The organism is Desulfovibrio piger (assembly GCF_900116045.1).
Taxonomy (GTDB): Bacteria; Desulfobacterota; Desulfovibrionia; order Desulfovibrionales; family Desulfovibrionaceae; genus Desulfovibrio; species Desulfovibrio piger_A.
In genome coordinates this window covers 665,107-681,594 of sequence record NZ_LT630450.1, presented here as the reverse complement: position 1 = coordinate 681,594, position 16,488 = coordinate 665,107, and the positions used below count along the sequence as shown (strand labels likewise).

Below are 16,488 nucleotides of genomic sequence, written 5' to 3'. Positions count from 1 at the left end.
GTTTTTCATGCCTGCATATGAAGCCGTCATCGGCTTGGAAGTCCATGTCCAACTGGCTACAGCCACCAAACTCTTCTGCTCCTGCCCCACCAGCTTCGGGCAGGCTCCCAACAGCAATGTCTGCGAAGTCTGCGGCGGCATGCCCGGCGCCCTGCCCATGCTCAACCGGCAGGCCGTGCACTACGCCTGCCTGGTGGGCCTTGCCACCAATTGCAGCATCCACCGCAATTCCATCTTTGCCCGCAAAAACTATTTTTATCCCGACCTGCCGTCAGGCTACCAGATTTCGCAGTTCGACCTGCCCATCTGTGAGCACGGCCATCTGACGGTCACGGTGGACGGCGCTGAAAAACGCATCGGCATCACGCGCATCCATATGGAGAACGATGCGGGCAAGAACATCCATCCCCAGGGCGAGAACGTCAGCTATGTGGACCTCAACCGCGCCGGGACGCCGCTGGTGGAGATCGTTTCCGAGCCGGACATGCGCTCTTCCGCCGAGGCCGTTGCCTACCTCAAGGCCCTGTACGGCATCGTGACCTACCTGGGCGTTTGCGACGGCAACATGGAGGAGGGCAGCTTCCGCTGTGATGCCAACGTCTCCATCCGTCCCGTGGGCAGCACCGCTTTCGGCACCCGTACCGAACTCAAGAACCTGAACTCGTTCCGCAACGTGCAGCGGGCCATCGATTACGAGATCGCCCGCCAGCAGGACGCTCTGGCAGACGGGGAAGAGATCGTGCAGGAGACCCGCCTGTACGATGCCACGAAGAATATCACGGCCTCCATGCGCGGCAAGGAAGAAGCGCACGATTATCGCTATTTCCCTGATCCCGATCTGCTGCCCGTGACCATCACCGACGAGGAGTTCAGCCGCTGGCAGCAGGAACTGCCCGAACTGCCCGCTGCCCGCATGCAGCGCTTCATCGCCATGACGGGCCTGCCCGAACCCGAAGCGGAAGTGCTGGTGCAGAGCCGTGCCATGGCCGACTTCTTTGAAGCGGCGGCGGCCAAAGCCGATGCCCGCAAGGTGGCCAATTTCATCCTTGGCCCGCTGCTGCGCGAGCTCAACGCCCGCTCCCTGCATGTGCAGGATTGCGCCATGACGCCCGAAGCGCTGGCCGAACTGGTCGGCATCGTGGACAAGGGCCTCATCAGTGCCAAGATCGCCAACGACATCTTTGCCGATCTGATGGAAAACGGCGCCATGCCCGAAGCCTACGTCAAGGAAAAGGGCCTGGTGCAGATCTCCGACAGCTCCGCGCTGGAAGCGGCCGTGGACAAGGTCCTGGCCGATAACCCCGCCGAGGTCGAAGCTTTCCGCGGCGGCAAGACCAAGCTCATCAGCTTCTTTGTGGGGCAGGTCATGCGCGCCACCCGCGGCAAGGCCAACCCCGCTCTGGTCAATGAGCTGCTGGCCAAAAAGCTGGCCGGCTAGCCTGGGAGTGCAGAGATTCGTAAGGGGGCGCCTGGGGTGCCCCCTTATTTTTTTGAAAACAGGTTTTTATTAGTTAAAGTTATACTTTAAAAAATGGGGCACCGGATCCGGTCGCCCTTTCATGGACAGAAAGCCCAAAATACGCTAGGCAAAAATCATGGCTTCATTTTCATCCTCCCAGGAAAGGATCGACTTTGATGATCCTTTGCTTGCCAATCAGCTGTTTGGTCCCCGCAATGCCCATCTGGATCTGCTGGCGGCGGCCAGCGGCGCCCAGATAGGCAGCCGCGGCGCCTCCGTTTTTTTCTCCAGCCCGGACAGCGCCGTCCTGCAGTGCCTGTACCGGCTTTTCGTGCAGCTTTATGACATGCTGCGCAACGGCATCAGCATCAGCCAGCAGGACATGTCCCGGGCCTATGCCATGCTGGCGGCCGATCCCGGTCTCAATCTGCGGCAGGTCTTCCAGGAGGCCGTCTTCGTCAATACGCCGCGCAAGACGGTGACGGCCCGCAATGTGGCCCAGAAGCAGTACCTGGATATCCTGCGCCGGAACGAGATGGTGTTCGCCGTGGGGCCTGCCGGCACGGGCAAGACCTATCTTGCGGTGGCCATGGCCATCTCCATGCTGCAGCAGCATCAGGTCAAGCGCATCGTGCTGACGCGCCCTGCGGTGGAGGCAGGGGAGCGTCTCGGTTTCCTGCCCGGCGATCTGGCGGACAAGGTCAACCCGTACCTGCGCCCCCTGTATGATGCCCTGCACGACATGGTGCCCCAGCCCAAGGTGGCGTCCATGCTGGAAGTGGGGACCATCGAGGTGGCCCCACTGGCCTTCATGCGCGGCCGTACCCTCAATGATGCCTTCATCATCCTGGACGAAGCCCAGAACACCACCCACGAGCAGATGAAGATGTTCCTGACCCGCATGGGATTCGGGTCGCGGGTGGTGGTCACGGGCGACACCTCGCAGATCGACCTGCCCGTCAATCCGTCCTCAGGGCGGGCCCGCTCGGGGCTCGTCCATGCCCTGGCCATCCTGGACAAGATCCCCGGTCTTGCCGTGCACCACTTCAGCAAGGCTGATGTGGTGCGCCATCCTTTGGTGGGAGCCATCGTCAATGCCTACGACAACGCCGAAAAAGACAGCTAGACCCTCCAGCATGGTGGCCCTGTGGCAGACGCTGAGAACGCGTCACCACTGCGGTCGCGGCCTGCTGGTTCTGATCCTGACCCTGCTTTTCCTCTCGCTGCTGGCCGGCGCCAACCTGACGCCGGAAAGCCGTGTCTATGTGGCGGGGCAGGTGGCGGACAGCGACGTCATCGCCGACCGCGACATCCTGGTGGAGGACGTGCAGGCCAGCAAGGCCCGGCAGCGCCAGGTGCTCATGCTTCAGCCCTCGGTCTACGACCTGAGCATGCAGCCCTATGAGATGTTCCAGAACCGCATCCTGGGGATCCTGCATCATTTGAACGTGATGGCCGACTACAAGGGATTGCAGAGCGTCAAGCCCGTGCCGGAGCAAGCCGCTCCGGCGGTTCCCGGAACGGCGGAGACCGGCCCCACTGCCGGGCAGACCGGGGAAGCGCCTGTCACGCCTGCGCCTGCCGCGCCTGCTGCTGCGCAGCGTCCCCTGCCCAGGGCCGATGAAGATCTGTCGGACCTGCCGAGAGGGGAGGCCTCTGTCCGCCGTCTGGTGGAAGAACTGACGCCCCGGGTGGCCGAAGAGGTGCTGCCCCAGCTGGCCCTGCCGGAAGTGCAGCAATACCTTCTCAAGACCCTGATGCCCCTGATCCGGGATCGCCTGGCCGAAGGCCTTGTGGGTGACATCCGTTCCGCCAGGGCAGGGCGGGCCGGGGTCGTCATCCGCAACCTCGACAACGGCTCGGAGCTGCTGCGTCCCGAAGTGACCACGCTGCCCGATGTGCAGTCCTTCCTGGCCGAGATCTCGTCCCTGCTGCGGCAGGAGGATTCCCTCAACGCCCATTCCCGCCGGGCCATCAACATCCTGCTCTCCGCGACGGTCCCGGCGTCCCTGACGCTCAACCGCGAGACGACCCAGCGCCGGGGAGAAGCCGTGGTGGCCAATGTGGAGCCCGTCTTTTACCAGATCCAGAAAGGGGAGCTGGTGGTGCGCAAGGGGGACAGGGTGAGCCGCGAACAGCAGCTCAAACTGCAGACCCTGTACAAAAGCGCCGCTGATCCCGTTCGCTGGGGAGTGGTGCTGGGGGCGTTCCTGTTCTCCCTGATCCTGTCCATCGGCTTTTTCGTGGCTCCCAGCGGCAAGCCCGGTACGCCGCTGCGCTGCAAGGACATGCTGCTCATCTCGCTGGTGCTGTTCCTGTTCAGCGTGGGGGCCAAGGGGGCGTTCTGTCTTGCCACCCGTTTCGACAGCCTGACGCTGATGGCCAACTATGCCGTCGCCTTTCCCATCGCCGGGGGCGTAGGGCTGGTGGCCATGGTCTTTGCCGCCCGCCGCTACTGCACCATGAGTCTGCTGCTGAGCTTCTTCGCCATGCTCATGTTCCAGGCGGACTACACCTTTTTCCTGTACCATTTTCTGGGCGGCATGCTGGCCACCTGGCTGGTGACCAATGCCCAGACCCGGCAGGACGTGGTCTGGAGCATCATCCCCCTGACGGTGGGGCAGTCGCTCATCTGGCTGGGCATGGCCCTGCTGGCGCAGATCCCCCCCAACGATTTTCCCATGCAGCTGGGGGCCGTGGCCATCAACAGCCTCCTGTCCCTGATCCTGCTGTTTGCCGTCAGCCCCGTGCTGGAGCTGGCCTTCGGGTACAGTACGCGCTTCCGCCTCATGGAGCTCATGAGTCTTGAGCATCCGCTGATGCAGGAACTGATGGTGACCATCCCCGGCACCTATCACCATTCCCTGGTGGTGGCCAACATGGTGGAGGCCGGGGCCAAGGCCATCGGGGCCAACAGCCTGTTGTGCAAGGTGGCGGCCCTCTATCATGACGCGGGCAAGCTGACTTATCCCGAGTATTTCATCGAGAACCAGTTCGGCGGTCCCAACAAGCATGACAAGCTGGCTCCTTCCATGAGTGCGCTCATCATCACGTCCCACGTCAAGAAAGGCACGGAGCTGGCCGAACGCTACAAGCTGGGGCAGGAGATCATCGACATCATCCGCCAGCACCACGGGACCAGGGTCATCCGCTACTTCTATCAGAAGGCCATCAACATGGGCGAGCGGCCGCGCGAGTCGGATTTCAGCTATCCCGGTCCCCGGCCCCAGACCAAGGAGGCCGCCATCCTCATGCTGGCGGACTCCGTGGAGGCTTCCAGCCGGACGCTGACGGATCCCACGCCTGCCCGTATCAGGACGCACATCGATACCATCATCAAGGGCATCTTCTCCGAAGGCCAGCTCGACGAGTCCGAACTGACCTTCAAGGATCTGCATTATCTGAGTGAGAACTTCCAGCGCATCCTGACAGGCATCTTCCACCAGCGCATCGCCTATCCGCCGGCCAAGAACGAAGGCAGGCAGGAAGGCAAGGCCACGGAAGCCAAAAACGCGGATGCCCGCCCGGCCGAAAGCAAGGCCGAAGCCAAGGGGCACGAGAATGCCCCGGCCGTCAAAGAGGCGGAAGAGAAAGCCGAGAACGGCCACAGCGGTCATCATCACGGCCGTGTGCATGATGCCGCCGCCGTCGAAGCTGCGGAGAAGCTGGAAGCCGAACAGCTGGCCCGTACGGAACAGGCGGGGCGGGAATGATGGCTGTCCGGGTCATCGATCATTGTCCGGCGGGGGCCTGGCTGCTGCCCGTGCCCCCGCGCCAGATAGCCGGGATACTGGATGCCCTGACCTCCGCAGCGCGGGAGGCCGGCTGTCCGCTGGGCCCTGTGGAGGTCCATCTGGTGGATGATGCGTGCATCGCCCGGGCCAATCAGCGCTATATGGGCTGCACAGGCCCGACCAATGTACTGTCGTTCCCCGGTGACGAGAGCCTGCCGGGGGTGATGCTCCTTTCACTGGATACGTTGAACAGGGAATGCCTGCTGTACGGCCAGGATCCGGCAGAGCATCTGCTGCGCCTGCTGGCGCATTCCGTGGGGCATCTGGCCGGCTATGACCACGGCGAGGAGATGGATGCCCTGTGTGACTGGTGCCGGAGCAGGGCCGGGGCGGCGGTCTGGAACTAGGCCGTCCTGCTGCCGGCCAGGGCCTGGCAGTGCAGTTCCCGCAATTTGCGGGCGGATTCCGTTCCTCTGTTCCTCCATTGAGGGGGCAGTCCTATGGTGCGGAGCAGGGCCGTATCCGCCAGTGCCCGGCTGCTGATCTCCTGTTTGCTGTCGGCGTCCACCACTTTCCAGAATTCCCTTGCCAGACCGCGAGTGGCCACTGTCCAGAGCACGTCCCGGCGCGTGCCGGGGCGCAGGCGGTCATACAGTCCGGCCTTCATGTGCAGTTCGCAGGCCAGCAGTCCGGCCTTTTCCTGCCGGGCGGGCAGGTGCAGACGCCTGACCAGCAGACGCACCACTGCCGGTCCCCGCTGTTCATGGCCGTAATGGTGCGGCAGTTCTTCCCCGGGAGTCAGCAGTTTTCCCAGATCGTGGCAGAAGGCCATCCAGACGGCCAGGCTGTCTCCCGCCACGGCGTTCATGACCCGGACGGTATGCCGGAGGACGGAACCGCTGTGCCAGCGCGCAGGCCCCGCGGGGATGCGGGCGATGGCTTCCAGCTCCGTGAACCACGGCCGCCAGAGGTGGAGCCGCTCCAGGACTTCCAGAAAACGACCGGGGCAGGGCAGGGCCAAGGCTTTGAGCAGTTCCCTGCCGACCCGCTCCGCCGGGATGGCCGCAAGGGCGCTTTCCGGGATCTCCGCCGCCAGACGGAGGCAATCGGGGTGCAGCTGCCAGCCCGGGTGACGGCAGGCGAAGCGGGCCAGCCGGAACAGTCGCAGGGGATCCTTGCGGAACGCATCGGGCGAGGCCGGGCGCAGCAGTGCGCGTTCCAGATCCTCCAGTGCCGTGGCATGGGCATGCAGATGCCCGTCGGCATCCAGGGCCAGGGCATTGATGCTCAGGTCGCGGGCGGCCAGATCCGCGCTCAGGCTCCCATCCCGGAGCGGCATGAACTCGCAGCCGTGCCACAGGCAGACCCGGACGCTTTTTCCCACGCGGGCGGCATCGGGGTGTGCCGCCAGGAAGGCGGCCGCGTTCCCGTCCACGGCATAATCCAGTTCAACCGGTGCCTGTCCCAGCAGGATGTCGCGGACGGCACCGCCAACAAGGTAGGTCTTCATGACGTCATCATGCCATAACGGGGCCCGGGAGCAAAGGGCCGTCCGCCCTGAGGTCTGGCGCTTCGGCGAGGTCTCGTCCGCTCTGGATGTGGGGCATACCCTGGCCCGGCGCGGCCTGCTGGCCCCCTGGCAGAGCGTGCTGGTCAGCAGCCAGCGGCAGGGCAGGGGGCAGCTGCGCCGGAACTGGGTCTCGCCCGCGGGCAATATCTATGCAGCGCTGCGGCTCCCCATGCAGGAACCGTTCGCCGGTTCAGCGGCATCGACCGTGACCGGCGCCATGCTGGCGGCCACCCTGGGAAAGCTGGGTTTCGCGGTACGCCTCAAATGGCCCAATGATCTTGTCGTGCAGGATGGGGATGCTCCTGCCAAGGTGGCGGGGATCCTGCTGGAGGAAAGGGCGGGCGTCCTGCTGGCCGGCATCGGTATCAATGTGGCCTGGGCTCCCCCGGCAGAGTCCCTGCGCACCGGGGCCGCCATGCCCGCGAAGGCCCTGGTTCCGGGGCCGGAAAAATCACAAAAAATATTTCTTACCGCCGAGAGCCTGTGGTATCAACTTGTAAACTGCCTGTTTTGCGAGTATAGTACCGGCGGTTCTCTAAAGAAAAACTGGAAGGATCTCGCCGAGAGCTTCCTGCTCTGGCGCGGGTCCTGTGTTTGTCTCGACGATGGCGATGAGGTCGTCGAGGGCATTCTGACAGGGCTGTGCCACGACGGAGGACTGTGCCTGTCGCGCAATGGCCGGCAGGAGGTTTTTTACAGCGGAAGCCTGCGTCTTTCGCATCATCACTAAAGGGCAAAAAGGCATGGCCAACAAATCCTTTGCAGACGTCCAGGAATTTCTCAAGGGCAAGGTGATCCTTGTCGCCAACCGTGGCATTCCCGCCCGCCGTATCTGTCGCTCCATCCGCGAACGTTTTGACGCCGTCGCGGCCATGACAGCCACCGATGTGGACAAAACTGCACCGTCAGCGTCCACTGCCCAGGAACTGATCCTGCTCGGGCCCGATCCCCGCGCGTACCTGGATATTGACCGCATCATCGACAAGGCCCGCCAGCGCGGCGTGGTCGGTATCCATCCCGGCTGGGGCTTTGCTTCCGAGGATACCCGTTTCCCCCAGCGCTGCAAGGAAGCCGGCATCACGTTCATCGGCGCTACCGCCGAGGCCATGAATCTGCTGGGCAACAAGGTGCAGGCCCGTGCCGTGGCCCGCAAGCTGGGCATCCCCGTGGTGCCGGGTTCTGACGGGGCCGTGGACATCGCCACCGCCCGTCAGCTGATCTCCGAGATCGGTCTGCCCATCATGCTCAAGGCAGAAGGCGGCGGCGGGGGGCGCGGTATCTTCGCCATCCATAATGAGGCCGAACTGGAAGACGCTTTCTTCAAGGCTTCCACCATGGCCCAGGCCTCCTTCGGTAATCCGCGCCTGTTCGTGGAAAAGTTCCTGGCCGATGTGCGCCACATCGAGATCCAGGTCATTGCCGACATGTACGGCAACGTCTTTGCCTTTGACGAACGTGACTGCACCGTGCAGCGCAACCATCAGAAGCTTGTGGAGATCACGCCCTCGCCCTGGCCGGGCATGACCCGCCAGCTGCGCGAACAGCTCAAGGACTATGCCCGCCGTCTGGTGCGCGCCGTGGGCTACCATTCCCTGGCTACGGTGGAATTCCTGGTCATGCCCGACGGCACGCCCTACATGATCGAAGTCAACACCCGCCTGCAGGTGGAGCACGGCATCACCGAATGCCGTTATGGCATCGACCTGGTGGAAGAACAGATCGCCGTGGCCTTCGGGGCGGAACTGCGCTATCGCGAAGAGAACCTGCGTCCTTCCTACTGTGCCATGCAGGTGCGCATCAACTGCGAGAACCCGCAGGACAATTTCACGCCCAATGCCGGCCTGATCACCCGTTATGTGTCGCCTGGCGGCCCCGGTGTGCGCCTGGACTCCAACATCAGCGCCGGTTATGAGTTCCCGGCCAACTACGATTCGGCCGGCTCCCTGCTCATCGCCTATGCCCATGACTGGGAAAAGACCCTGGGCATCATGGACCGCGCCCTGGGCGAGTACATCATCGGCGGCATCAAGACCACCATCCCCTTCCACCGCCAGATCCTCAAGCACCCCCTGTTCCGCAAGGGCGAGATCAATACCAACTTCGTGGCCAACCATCCCGAGCTCATGCAGTACCGGGACGTGGCCCCCGAAAGCGAGCGTCTGGCCCGTCTGGTGGCGGAGATCTCCGCCAAGGGCTACAACCCCCATGTGCAGCTGGGGGAATACCGTTCCGTCACCACGCCCCGGCTGGGTGTCTTCGACCCCGTGCTGCCGCCCATCTCCAGCCAGCTGCGCCGCCAGCCGTCCCCCTATCCCCAGGGCGACCGCCGCGCCCTGCTGGACTTCATCCGTGACAGCGGCTACGTGCATTTCACGGACACCACGCCGCGTGACTTCACCCAGTCCAACTCCGGCAACCGTTTCCGCCTGGCAGAAGACCGCCTGATCGGTCCCTATCTGGACAATGCCGGTTACTTCTCCATTGAGAACGGCGGCGGGGCCCATTTCCATGTGGCCATGCTGGCCAACATGACCTATCCCTTCACCGAGGCGAAGGAATGGAAGAGCTTTGCCCCCAAAACGCTCAAGCAGCTGCTGGTGCGTTCCACCAACGTGCTGGGCTACACGCCGCAGCCGCGCAACCTCATGCGCCTCACCGGCGAGATGATTTGCGATCATTACGAAGTGGTGCGCTGCTTCGACTTCCTGAACCATGTGGAAAACATGCGTCCCATCGCCGAAGTGGTCATGGATCGCAAGGACGTGGTCTTCCAGCCCGCCCTCTCCCTTTCGTGGGCCAAGGGCTTTGATGTCGAGCATTACCTGGGGGTGACCGAGAACATCCTGCGCATGATGGCCGACATCATGGGCGCCGATGAAAAGGCCGCTGCCCGCAGCATCATCCTCGGCCTCAAGGATATGGCCGGAGTCTGCCCGCCGCGCTTCATGACCGCGCTGGTGACGGCCCTGCGCAAACGCTGGCCCGAACTGGTGCTGCATTACCACCGCCACTGCACTGACGGCCTGTTCATCCCCTCCTGCGGGGCCGCGGCCAAGGCCGGCGCCCACATCATCGATGTGGGCCTGGGCTCTGCCGTGCGTTCCTACGGCCAGGGCGACGTGCTGGCCACGGTGGCCTACATGGAAGACGAGCTGGGCCTGAAGTGCAACCTGAACAAGGATGCCATCCGCGACGCCAACTTCGTCTGCAAGCAGATCATGCCGTACTATGACCGCTACTGCTCGCCGTACTTCAAGGGCATCGATTATGATGTGACCCGCCACGGCATGCCCGGCGGTGCCACCTCCTCCTCGCAGGAGGGCGCCATGAAGCAGGGCTACATCCACCTGCTGCCCTACATGCTCAAGTTCCTGGAAGGGACCCGCCAGATCGTCCGCTACCACGACGTGACGCCCGGTTCCCAGATCACCTGGAACACCGCCTTCCTGGCGGTCACCGGGGCCTGGAAGCGCGGCGGTGAGGAAGAGGTCCGCTTCCTGCTGGAAGTGCTCAACGAAGTCACCCGGACGCCCGAATCCGAGCTGTCCAGCGAGATGCGCAAGGCCCGCCTGAACATCTACCAGGACTGCAACGATGCCTTCCGCAAGCTGCTGCTGGGCAAGTTCGGCCGTCTGCCGCTGGGCTTCCCTGCGGACTGGGTCTACGAGAGCGCCTTTGGTTCCGAGTGGAAGAGCGCCATTGCCAACCGCACGGAGGCCTCTCCCCTGGAGAGCCTGCCGGACGTGAATCTGGCCGCCGAAGAGGCCGCCTGCACCGAACTGCTGAAGCGCAAGCCCACCAAGGAAGAGTTCGTCCTCTACCTCAACCATCCGGCCGATGCCCTCAAGACCATGCAGTTCCGCATGCAGTACGGTGATCCCAACAATCTGCCCCTGCATGTCTGGTTCGAAGGCCTCAAGCCCGGTCAGGATCTCTATTTCAATGACCGCAGCGGCAAGCCCCATCATCTGCTGCTGCTGAGCATCTCCCGTCCCAACGATGCCGGTGTCGTCATCTGCCGCTATGTACTGGACTCCGAGATCATGAGCTGCGAAGTGCAGGTCGCCCAGCCCACGGGCCAGAAGTCCAAGGGCCTGACCATGGCGGACCCTGCCAACAAGTATCATGTGGCTTCGCCCAGCAACGGCGACCTGTGGGTCATGTATGTCCACCCCGGCGACATCGTGAAGGCTGGCGAAGAACTGTTCAATGTGTCCATCATGAAGCAGGAAAAGGCCGTGCTGGCTCCTGTGGATGGTGTGGTGAAGCGCGTGCTGAAGACGGCCGACTTCAAGGAAAACAAGCAGATGGTATCTGTGCGCGAAGGCGAGCTGCTCGTCGAGCTGGGCCCCGTGCCGCGAATTTGCAGCAACGAGGCCTGCGCACAGCCTATTCCCATGGACAATGTCTCCTTCTGCCCCTACTGCGGATCCCGCGTGATCTAGTCGTGTGGCGCAGTTGTGCCGCATTATGGACAGAATGTGTCTGCTAGGGTATGATGATTGCAATCAAAAGCTTTCTTTCCTGGTATAACGGAGGAAGTCATGGCCAAAACGGCTGCCACTAAGAAAGAGGAATCCCCGGAAGCTATCCGCAAAAAGTTGGTGCTGACCGGTGCCGACATCGTGGCGATCGGCGAAGAAGCCGAGCTGCTTGTGGGTGGCAAGAACTACAACACGGCCCTCATCAGCCAGATAGAAGGTATCCAGGCGCCTTATTTCCGCGCCATCTCTTCGTTCGCCTTCCACAAGGTGCTGGATGAGACCAAGGTTACCGGGCGTATCGTTCGCGCGGTCGTCGACCGCGAGTACGGCCGTATCGACTGGAATGATCCCGAAATCAACCAGGACCCCGACTTCCTGCAGAAGTTCGTCCGCCAGCTCGGCAAGCAGATCCACGACGCTGCCGCTGCGGAAGGGGACCAGTCCCACACCAAGCTGCGGACCTTCATCAACACCATCGTGGAAGGTTTCGCCACTTCTCCTGAAGGTATCGACCAGCTGCGCAAACGCTCCGTCATGGTGCAGGCCGCCATCCTTTCCGTGGATCTTCCCCAGGATGTGGATGAGGCCGTGCGCGGCGCGTACCTTTCCATCTGCAACGAGAACGGCGACGACATGACCCCCGTGGCCGTGCGTTCTTCGGCTGCCGGTGAGGACTCCCGCAAAAAAGCTTTTGCCGGCCTGCAGGATACCTACCTCAACATGGTGGGCCCGGCCAGGGTCGTGGAAGCCTATCATTGGGACTGTGCTTCCGCGTACAACCTGCGCTCCATGACATACCGCCGCGAGGCCATCCTGGATGCCATCGCCCGCGCCGAAGAGACCGGTGATGAAGCCATTGCCGTCAATGCCAAGCAGGAATGGGCCATCGAGAACACCTCGCTTTCCGTCTGCATGATGCAGATGATCAACCCCGTGATCTCCGGTACGGCCTTCTCGGCCGATACGTCCACCGGCTGCCGCGGGACCTCCCGCAAGGATCTGGTCAGCATCGACACCAGCTATGGCCTGGGTGAGGCTGTGGTGGGCGGCAAGGTGACCCCCGACAAACTGTATGTCTTCCAGCGCGATGACGGCAGTGAAGTGGTCATCCGCCAGATGGGCTGCAAGGACATGAAGATCGTCTATGACGAGCGTGGCGGTACCCGGGAAGTGCCCGTGCCCGAGCTGGAAGCCCTGCGCTGGGCCCTGTCCCTGAGCCAGGCCGAGCGCGTGGCCAAGGGCGTGCGCGCCGTGAGCAAGGCGTATGGCGGCATGATCATGGATACGGAATTCTGCATCGACGCCAACGACAAGCTGTGGTTCGTGCAGGCCCGTCCCGAGACCCGCTGGAACGAAGAGCTGGAACTGCATCCCACCACCATCTTCATGCGCCGTCGCGAAGTGGATGCCAAGGCTGCTGCCACCGCCGAAGTGCTGGTGGAAGGCAATGGCGCCTCCCGCGGTGCCGGTCACGGTACCGTGCGTTTCCTGCGCTCGGCCCTGGAACTGAACAAGGTCGCCAAGGGCGACGTGCTGGCTGCCGAACGTACCGACCCCGACATGGTGCCCGGCATGCGCGTGGCTTCCGCCATCATGGCCGACGTGGGGGGCGATACCAGCCACGCCGCCATCACTTCGCGTGAACTGGGCATCGCCGCCGTCATCGGTATCCAGCGTCTGGACGTGCTGCGCGCCCTGGATGGCGTGGAAGTGACCGTCGACGGTACCCGTGGCCGGGTGTATCGCGGTTTGCTGCCCCTGCGCGAAGTGGGCGGCGAGATGGACGTGGCCCAGCTGCCCGTCACCAAGACCAAGGTCGGTCTGGTGCTGGCGGACGTGGGCCAGGCCCTGTTCCTCTCCCGCCTGCGCGAGTTCCCGCAGTTCGAAGTGGGCCTGCTGCGCGCCGAGTTCATGCTGGGCAACATCAGCATCCATCCCCAGGCGCTGGAAGCCTTCGACAACGGGGAGCTGGAAGATGTGGTGCAGGGCAAGCTCAGGGAACTGGAAGACAACCTTTCCAAGGTCCTGCGCGAGCAGATGGCTGCTGGTCTCATCGTGTTCAACTTCAACCTGCGTGAATATGTGGCGGAAGTGACCGGCCTGAGCGCGGAAGTGGCCGCCCTGGTGGATACCGACCGCAGCCTCAGCGCCGAAGAAGTGCTGCTGCAGCACCGCAAGATGCGTGAGCTCGACCACAAGATCGACCAGCACCTGGAAATGGCTTCCCGCCGTCTGGAGATCCTCAAGACTTCCGTGGATCTGGCCGACCATGTGCGCATCATCATGGGCTACGACGACGAGCTGGCCCTGCTTTCGCCTTCCGATCCCGAATCGGCCAAGCGTATCGCCGAGATCGAAGCTTCGGTGGAAGAGCACGTGAAGCGCATCAAGGACCTGCCTGTAGTGACGTCGCTGCTGGGCAATATCGCCCGTCTGCGTGAGGAAGTGAGCCTGCGCGGCGGGTTGAAGAAGGAAATGGACGATGTGCGTGATCTGCCCAACAAGATCCGGTCCATCATCAAGTCCCGCGGCTTCCGCACCGGCAAGGAACACTATGTGCAGACGCTGGCGCAGAACCTGGCCCTGTTTGCCATGGCCTTCTACGGCAAGACCATCGTGTACCGTACCACGGACTTCAAGAGCAACGAATACCGCAACCTGCTGGGCGGCAACCTTTTTGAGCACCACGAAGACAACCCCATGCTGGGATACCGCGGTGTGTCCCGCAATATCCACGACTGGGAGATCGAGGCCTTCAAGCTGGCCCGCGGCGTGTACGGCGGCTCCAACCTGCAGATGATGCTGCCCTTCGTGCGTACCCTGGAAGAGGCCCGCTCCATGCGGACTTACCTGAGCCAGGTGCACAAGCTGACCAGCGGTCAGGACGGCCTGCGCATCATCCAGATGTCGGAGATCCCCTCCAACGCCATCCTGGCCAAGGAGTTCATCCAGGAATTCGACGGATTCTCCATCGGTTCAAACGACATGACCCAGATGGTCCTGGCTACGGACCGCGACAATGCCCGTCTGGGACACATCTATGATGAAGAAGACCCCGCCGTGGTCTGGGCCATTCTGGTCAGCATCTTCACCGGGCAGAAATACGGCAAGAAGGTGGGCTTCTGCGGCCAGGGCATCTCCAACAGTGTGATCCTGCGCGGCCTGGTGGCCATCGCCGGTATCGTTTCCGCTTCTGTGGTGCCGGATACCTACTTCCAGACCGTGTTCGACATCGCCGCTGTGGAAGCCGAGAACATCCCCACGTCCAAGCTGGGCGAATGGCTGGGCAAGCAGCATCACCAGCGCCTGGCCAAGCTGATGGAGGAGGCCGGTTACGGCCACATCCTGAAGAAGTACACGCTGCCCCAGGATATCCAGGAATGGTACGAAGGCGAGCTGCAGCGTCGTCATGAACAGCTGCGCGAACATCTGGATACGCCCAAGGAATCCTTCTACCGCACCGAGCTGGAAAGCTTCCGCTCCATGTTCCACAAGCCCGTCATCTACGCGACCTGGGACTGGAGCAGCACGGTGGAGGATGCGCTGCATCAGGCCGGTTTCGCTTCCTTCGAGGAGCAGGCCGCAGCTCTGGAAGAATACCGCAAGATCAAGTTCTGATCTGTACCGGCTTGCGGATACACCGACACAAGGGGGGCGCTTTGGGGCGCCTCCCTTTTTTTCTGCAGGCCCTCCGGCCTTGCAGGCTCGATAAAGCCCTTTGGCAGTCTGTGACGTGCAAAAATTCAAAGGGCAGGGAAGGGTACTTTACTTTCTGTTCTTTCCTCCGTATGCTCATCATATATCTGGAGAGAATATGGATAGTTGGCGTACGCTTTCGTCTGGTCTGACCTGACGCTGTCTGTGGTGGGGCTGTATGTCCTTGTCACCGCAGATGGTTTGCTGACGCCTGTTTTCGTCGCCTTTCTCCGGGCAAGCTCGCAACACCCCATCACTTCCGCGCAGTCTCGCGCGGTTTTTTTGTGCCCGACGGCAGCATGGCCTGCCGTTTCGTGACCGTGGTGGTCACATCATCACAAAAAGGGGGTTGCCCATGTTCGTTTCGTCCATCCTGAGCAGGCTGGCCGTGGCCGGCATCGCTGTGCTGGGACTGTGTTCCGTGTCCGTTGCCGGTGAACTGCCGGCTTTCAAGACCGGTTTCATCTTCACCACCCACCATTCCCCATTTCAGGTAGCGGCATCACGGGGCGAGGCCTTCCGTGACCTGGGCGTCTATTTGAAACCCCTTGTGGAACGTGAGAGCTATGAGCTCGTCAAGGACGGCAAACCCATTGCCATCCTCGATCTGGTCGTGGCCAAGAGCGGTTCCGAGACCGCCACGCTTTTTGCCCAGAAGCATCTGGACATGGGCATCGCCTCCATCACGGCCATCATGGCCGGTATCGACAAGGGAACGCCCATGAAGATCGTCTGCCCTCTGCAGACGGAAGGTATGGCGCTGGTGGTGCCCAGGGATTCTTCCCTGACCAGCTGGGAAAGCCTGCTGCAGCGCGTGAAAGAAAGCAAGGAACCTGTCAAAATCGGCTTCCATTCGCCTACCAGCGCCCCCAAGATCGTGCTGGAAGGCGCGCTGGTCAAAGCCGGGCTCAAGGTGACGCTTGATCCTTCGGACAGCAAGGCCGACGTCCTGCTGGTGGACCTGAAGGAGACCAGCAACCTGCTGGCTTCTCTGACCGCCGGGCAGGTGGAAGCTGTTGTCGGTCCTTCTCCTTTTCCTGAAGTGGCCCAGACCCGCGGCATCGGCAAGGTGCTGGTCAATCTGGGCGAACTGCCCCCCGCCGGGCAGTGGGCCAACTTCCCCTGCTGTGTGGGGGTGGCTTCTGAAGAGATGATCGCCAAGCATCCCGAAGTCGTCCGGGCCTTCGTGGCCCTGATCTCCCGCGTGGGGGCCTGGTGCAATGCCCATCCCCAGCAGGCCGGTGAGATCGCCGCCCAGTGGATCGGTCTGCCGCCCGAAGCCGGGCGCAAGTCCAGCCTTGTGTTCCTGGGCAGCTTCAGTGACAGCTGGCTGCGCGGCGCGGATACCTATCTGCGTATCCTGGACAGCATGAACAAGTTCAGCGGCAGCCTGCGTCACAAGACCATGGAACAGGCCCGGCCCCTGCTGCTCGACGAATCCTTCCTTGATAGCGGAAAATAGCTGGGACTGTCCGTAATTGCCGTTTCTTTTCCTGCGGCAGGGGGGAGGATCCTCTGCCGCAGGTCATCCATCGCTTGCAGGTC

Annotated in this window: 9 protein-coding genes; 8 read left to right on the top strand and 1 reads right to left on the bottom strand. The window is 62.6% G+C overall.

Translation table 11 applies throughout. The annotated features are described in order from the left end of the window. Nucleotides 1-7 precede the first annotated feature (7 nt). The 4 genes from gatB to ybeY all read left to right on the top strand — a co-directional run bounded on the left by gatB (nucleotide 8) and on the right by ybeY (nucleotide 5,600). Complete coding sequence (gene gatB / locus DESPIGER_RS03320; RefSeq protein WP_072333046.1) at nucleotides 8-1,438, top strand: Asp-tRNA(Asn)/Glu-tRNA(Gln) amidotransferase subunit GatB; 1,431 nt, start codon at nucleotides 8-10, stop codon at nucleotides 1,436-1,438. A gap of 157 nt (nucleotides 1,439-1,595) precedes the next feature. Then, on the top strand, nucleotides 1,596-2,585 hold the full coding sequence (locus DESPIGER_RS03315) for a PhoH family protein (protein ID WP_072333043.1): 990 nt from the start codon (nucleotides 1,596-1,598) through the stop codon (nucleotides 2,583-2,585). A 10-nt stretch (nucleotides 2,586-2,595) separates the two neighbouring features. Further along, nucleotides 2,596-5,172 carry an HDIG domain-containing metalloprotein gene (locus DESPIGER_RS03310; protein WP_072333040.1) on the top strand — a complete coding sequence of 859 codons (2,577 nt, stop codon included), beginning with the start codon at nucleotides 2,596-2,598 and terminating at the stop codon, nucleotides 5,170-5,172. Next, a complete protein-coding gene (gene ybeY, locus DESPIGER_RS03305; protein ID WP_072333037.1) occupies nucleotides 5,169-5,600 on the top strand; it encodes an rRNA maturation RNase YbeY in 432 nt (143 codons plus the stop codon). Before DESPIGER_RS03310 ends, ybeY begins: the two co-directional genes overlap by 4 nt. On the opposite strand, the gene DESPIGER_RS03300 is transcribed toward ybeY, so the two are convergent. Beyond that, nucleotides 5,597-6,703: a polynucleotide adenylyltransferase gene (locus DESPIGER_RS03300; RefSeq protein WP_072333034.1), complete on the bottom strand. Its 1,107-nt coding sequence runs from the start codon at nucleotides 6,701-6,703 to the stop codon at nucleotides 5,597-5,599. The genes ybeY and DESPIGER_RS03300 overlap by 4 nt on opposite strands. On the opposite strand from DESPIGER_RS03300, the gene DESPIGER_RS03295 reads away from it, so the two are divergent. The 4 genes from DESPIGER_RS03295 (at nucleotide 6,702) to DESPIGER_RS03280 (ending at nucleotide 16,405) form a co-directional block, all read left to right on the top strand. Next, entirely contained in the window at nucleotides 6,702-7,493 is a 792-nt protein-coding gene (locus tag DESPIGER_RS03295; protein WP_072333032.1) for a biotin--[acetyl-CoA-carboxylase] ligase, read from the top strand. The genes DESPIGER_RS03300 and DESPIGER_RS03295 overlap by 2 nt on opposite strands. A gap of 13 nt (nucleotides 7,494-7,506) precedes the next feature. Continuing rightward, nucleotides 7,507-11,208 carry a pyruvate carboxylase gene (locus tag DESPIGER_RS03290; RefSeq protein WP_072333029.1) on the top strand — a complete coding sequence of 1,234 codons (3,702 nt, stop codon included), beginning with the start codon at nucleotides 7,507-7,509 and terminating at the stop codon, nucleotides 11,206-11,208. 99 nt (nucleotides 11,209-11,307) lie between these two features. Then, nucleotides 11,308-14,865 carry a PEP/pyruvate-binding domain-containing protein gene (locus tag DESPIGER_RS03285; protein ID WP_072333026.1) on the top strand — a complete coding sequence of 1,186 codons (3,558 nt, stop codon included), beginning with the start codon at nucleotides 11,308-11,310 and terminating at the stop codon, nucleotides 14,863-14,865. 433 nt (nucleotides 14,866-15,298) lie between these two features. After that, the gene (locus tag DESPIGER_RS03280; protein WP_072333023.1) at nucleotides 15,299-16,405 is read left to right on the top strand and encodes an ABC transporter substrate-binding protein; all 1,107 of its coding nucleotides are present in this window, start codon (nucleotides 15,299-15,301) and stop codon (nucleotides 16,403-16,405) included. Nucleotides 16,406-16,488 lie beyond the last annotated feature (83 nt).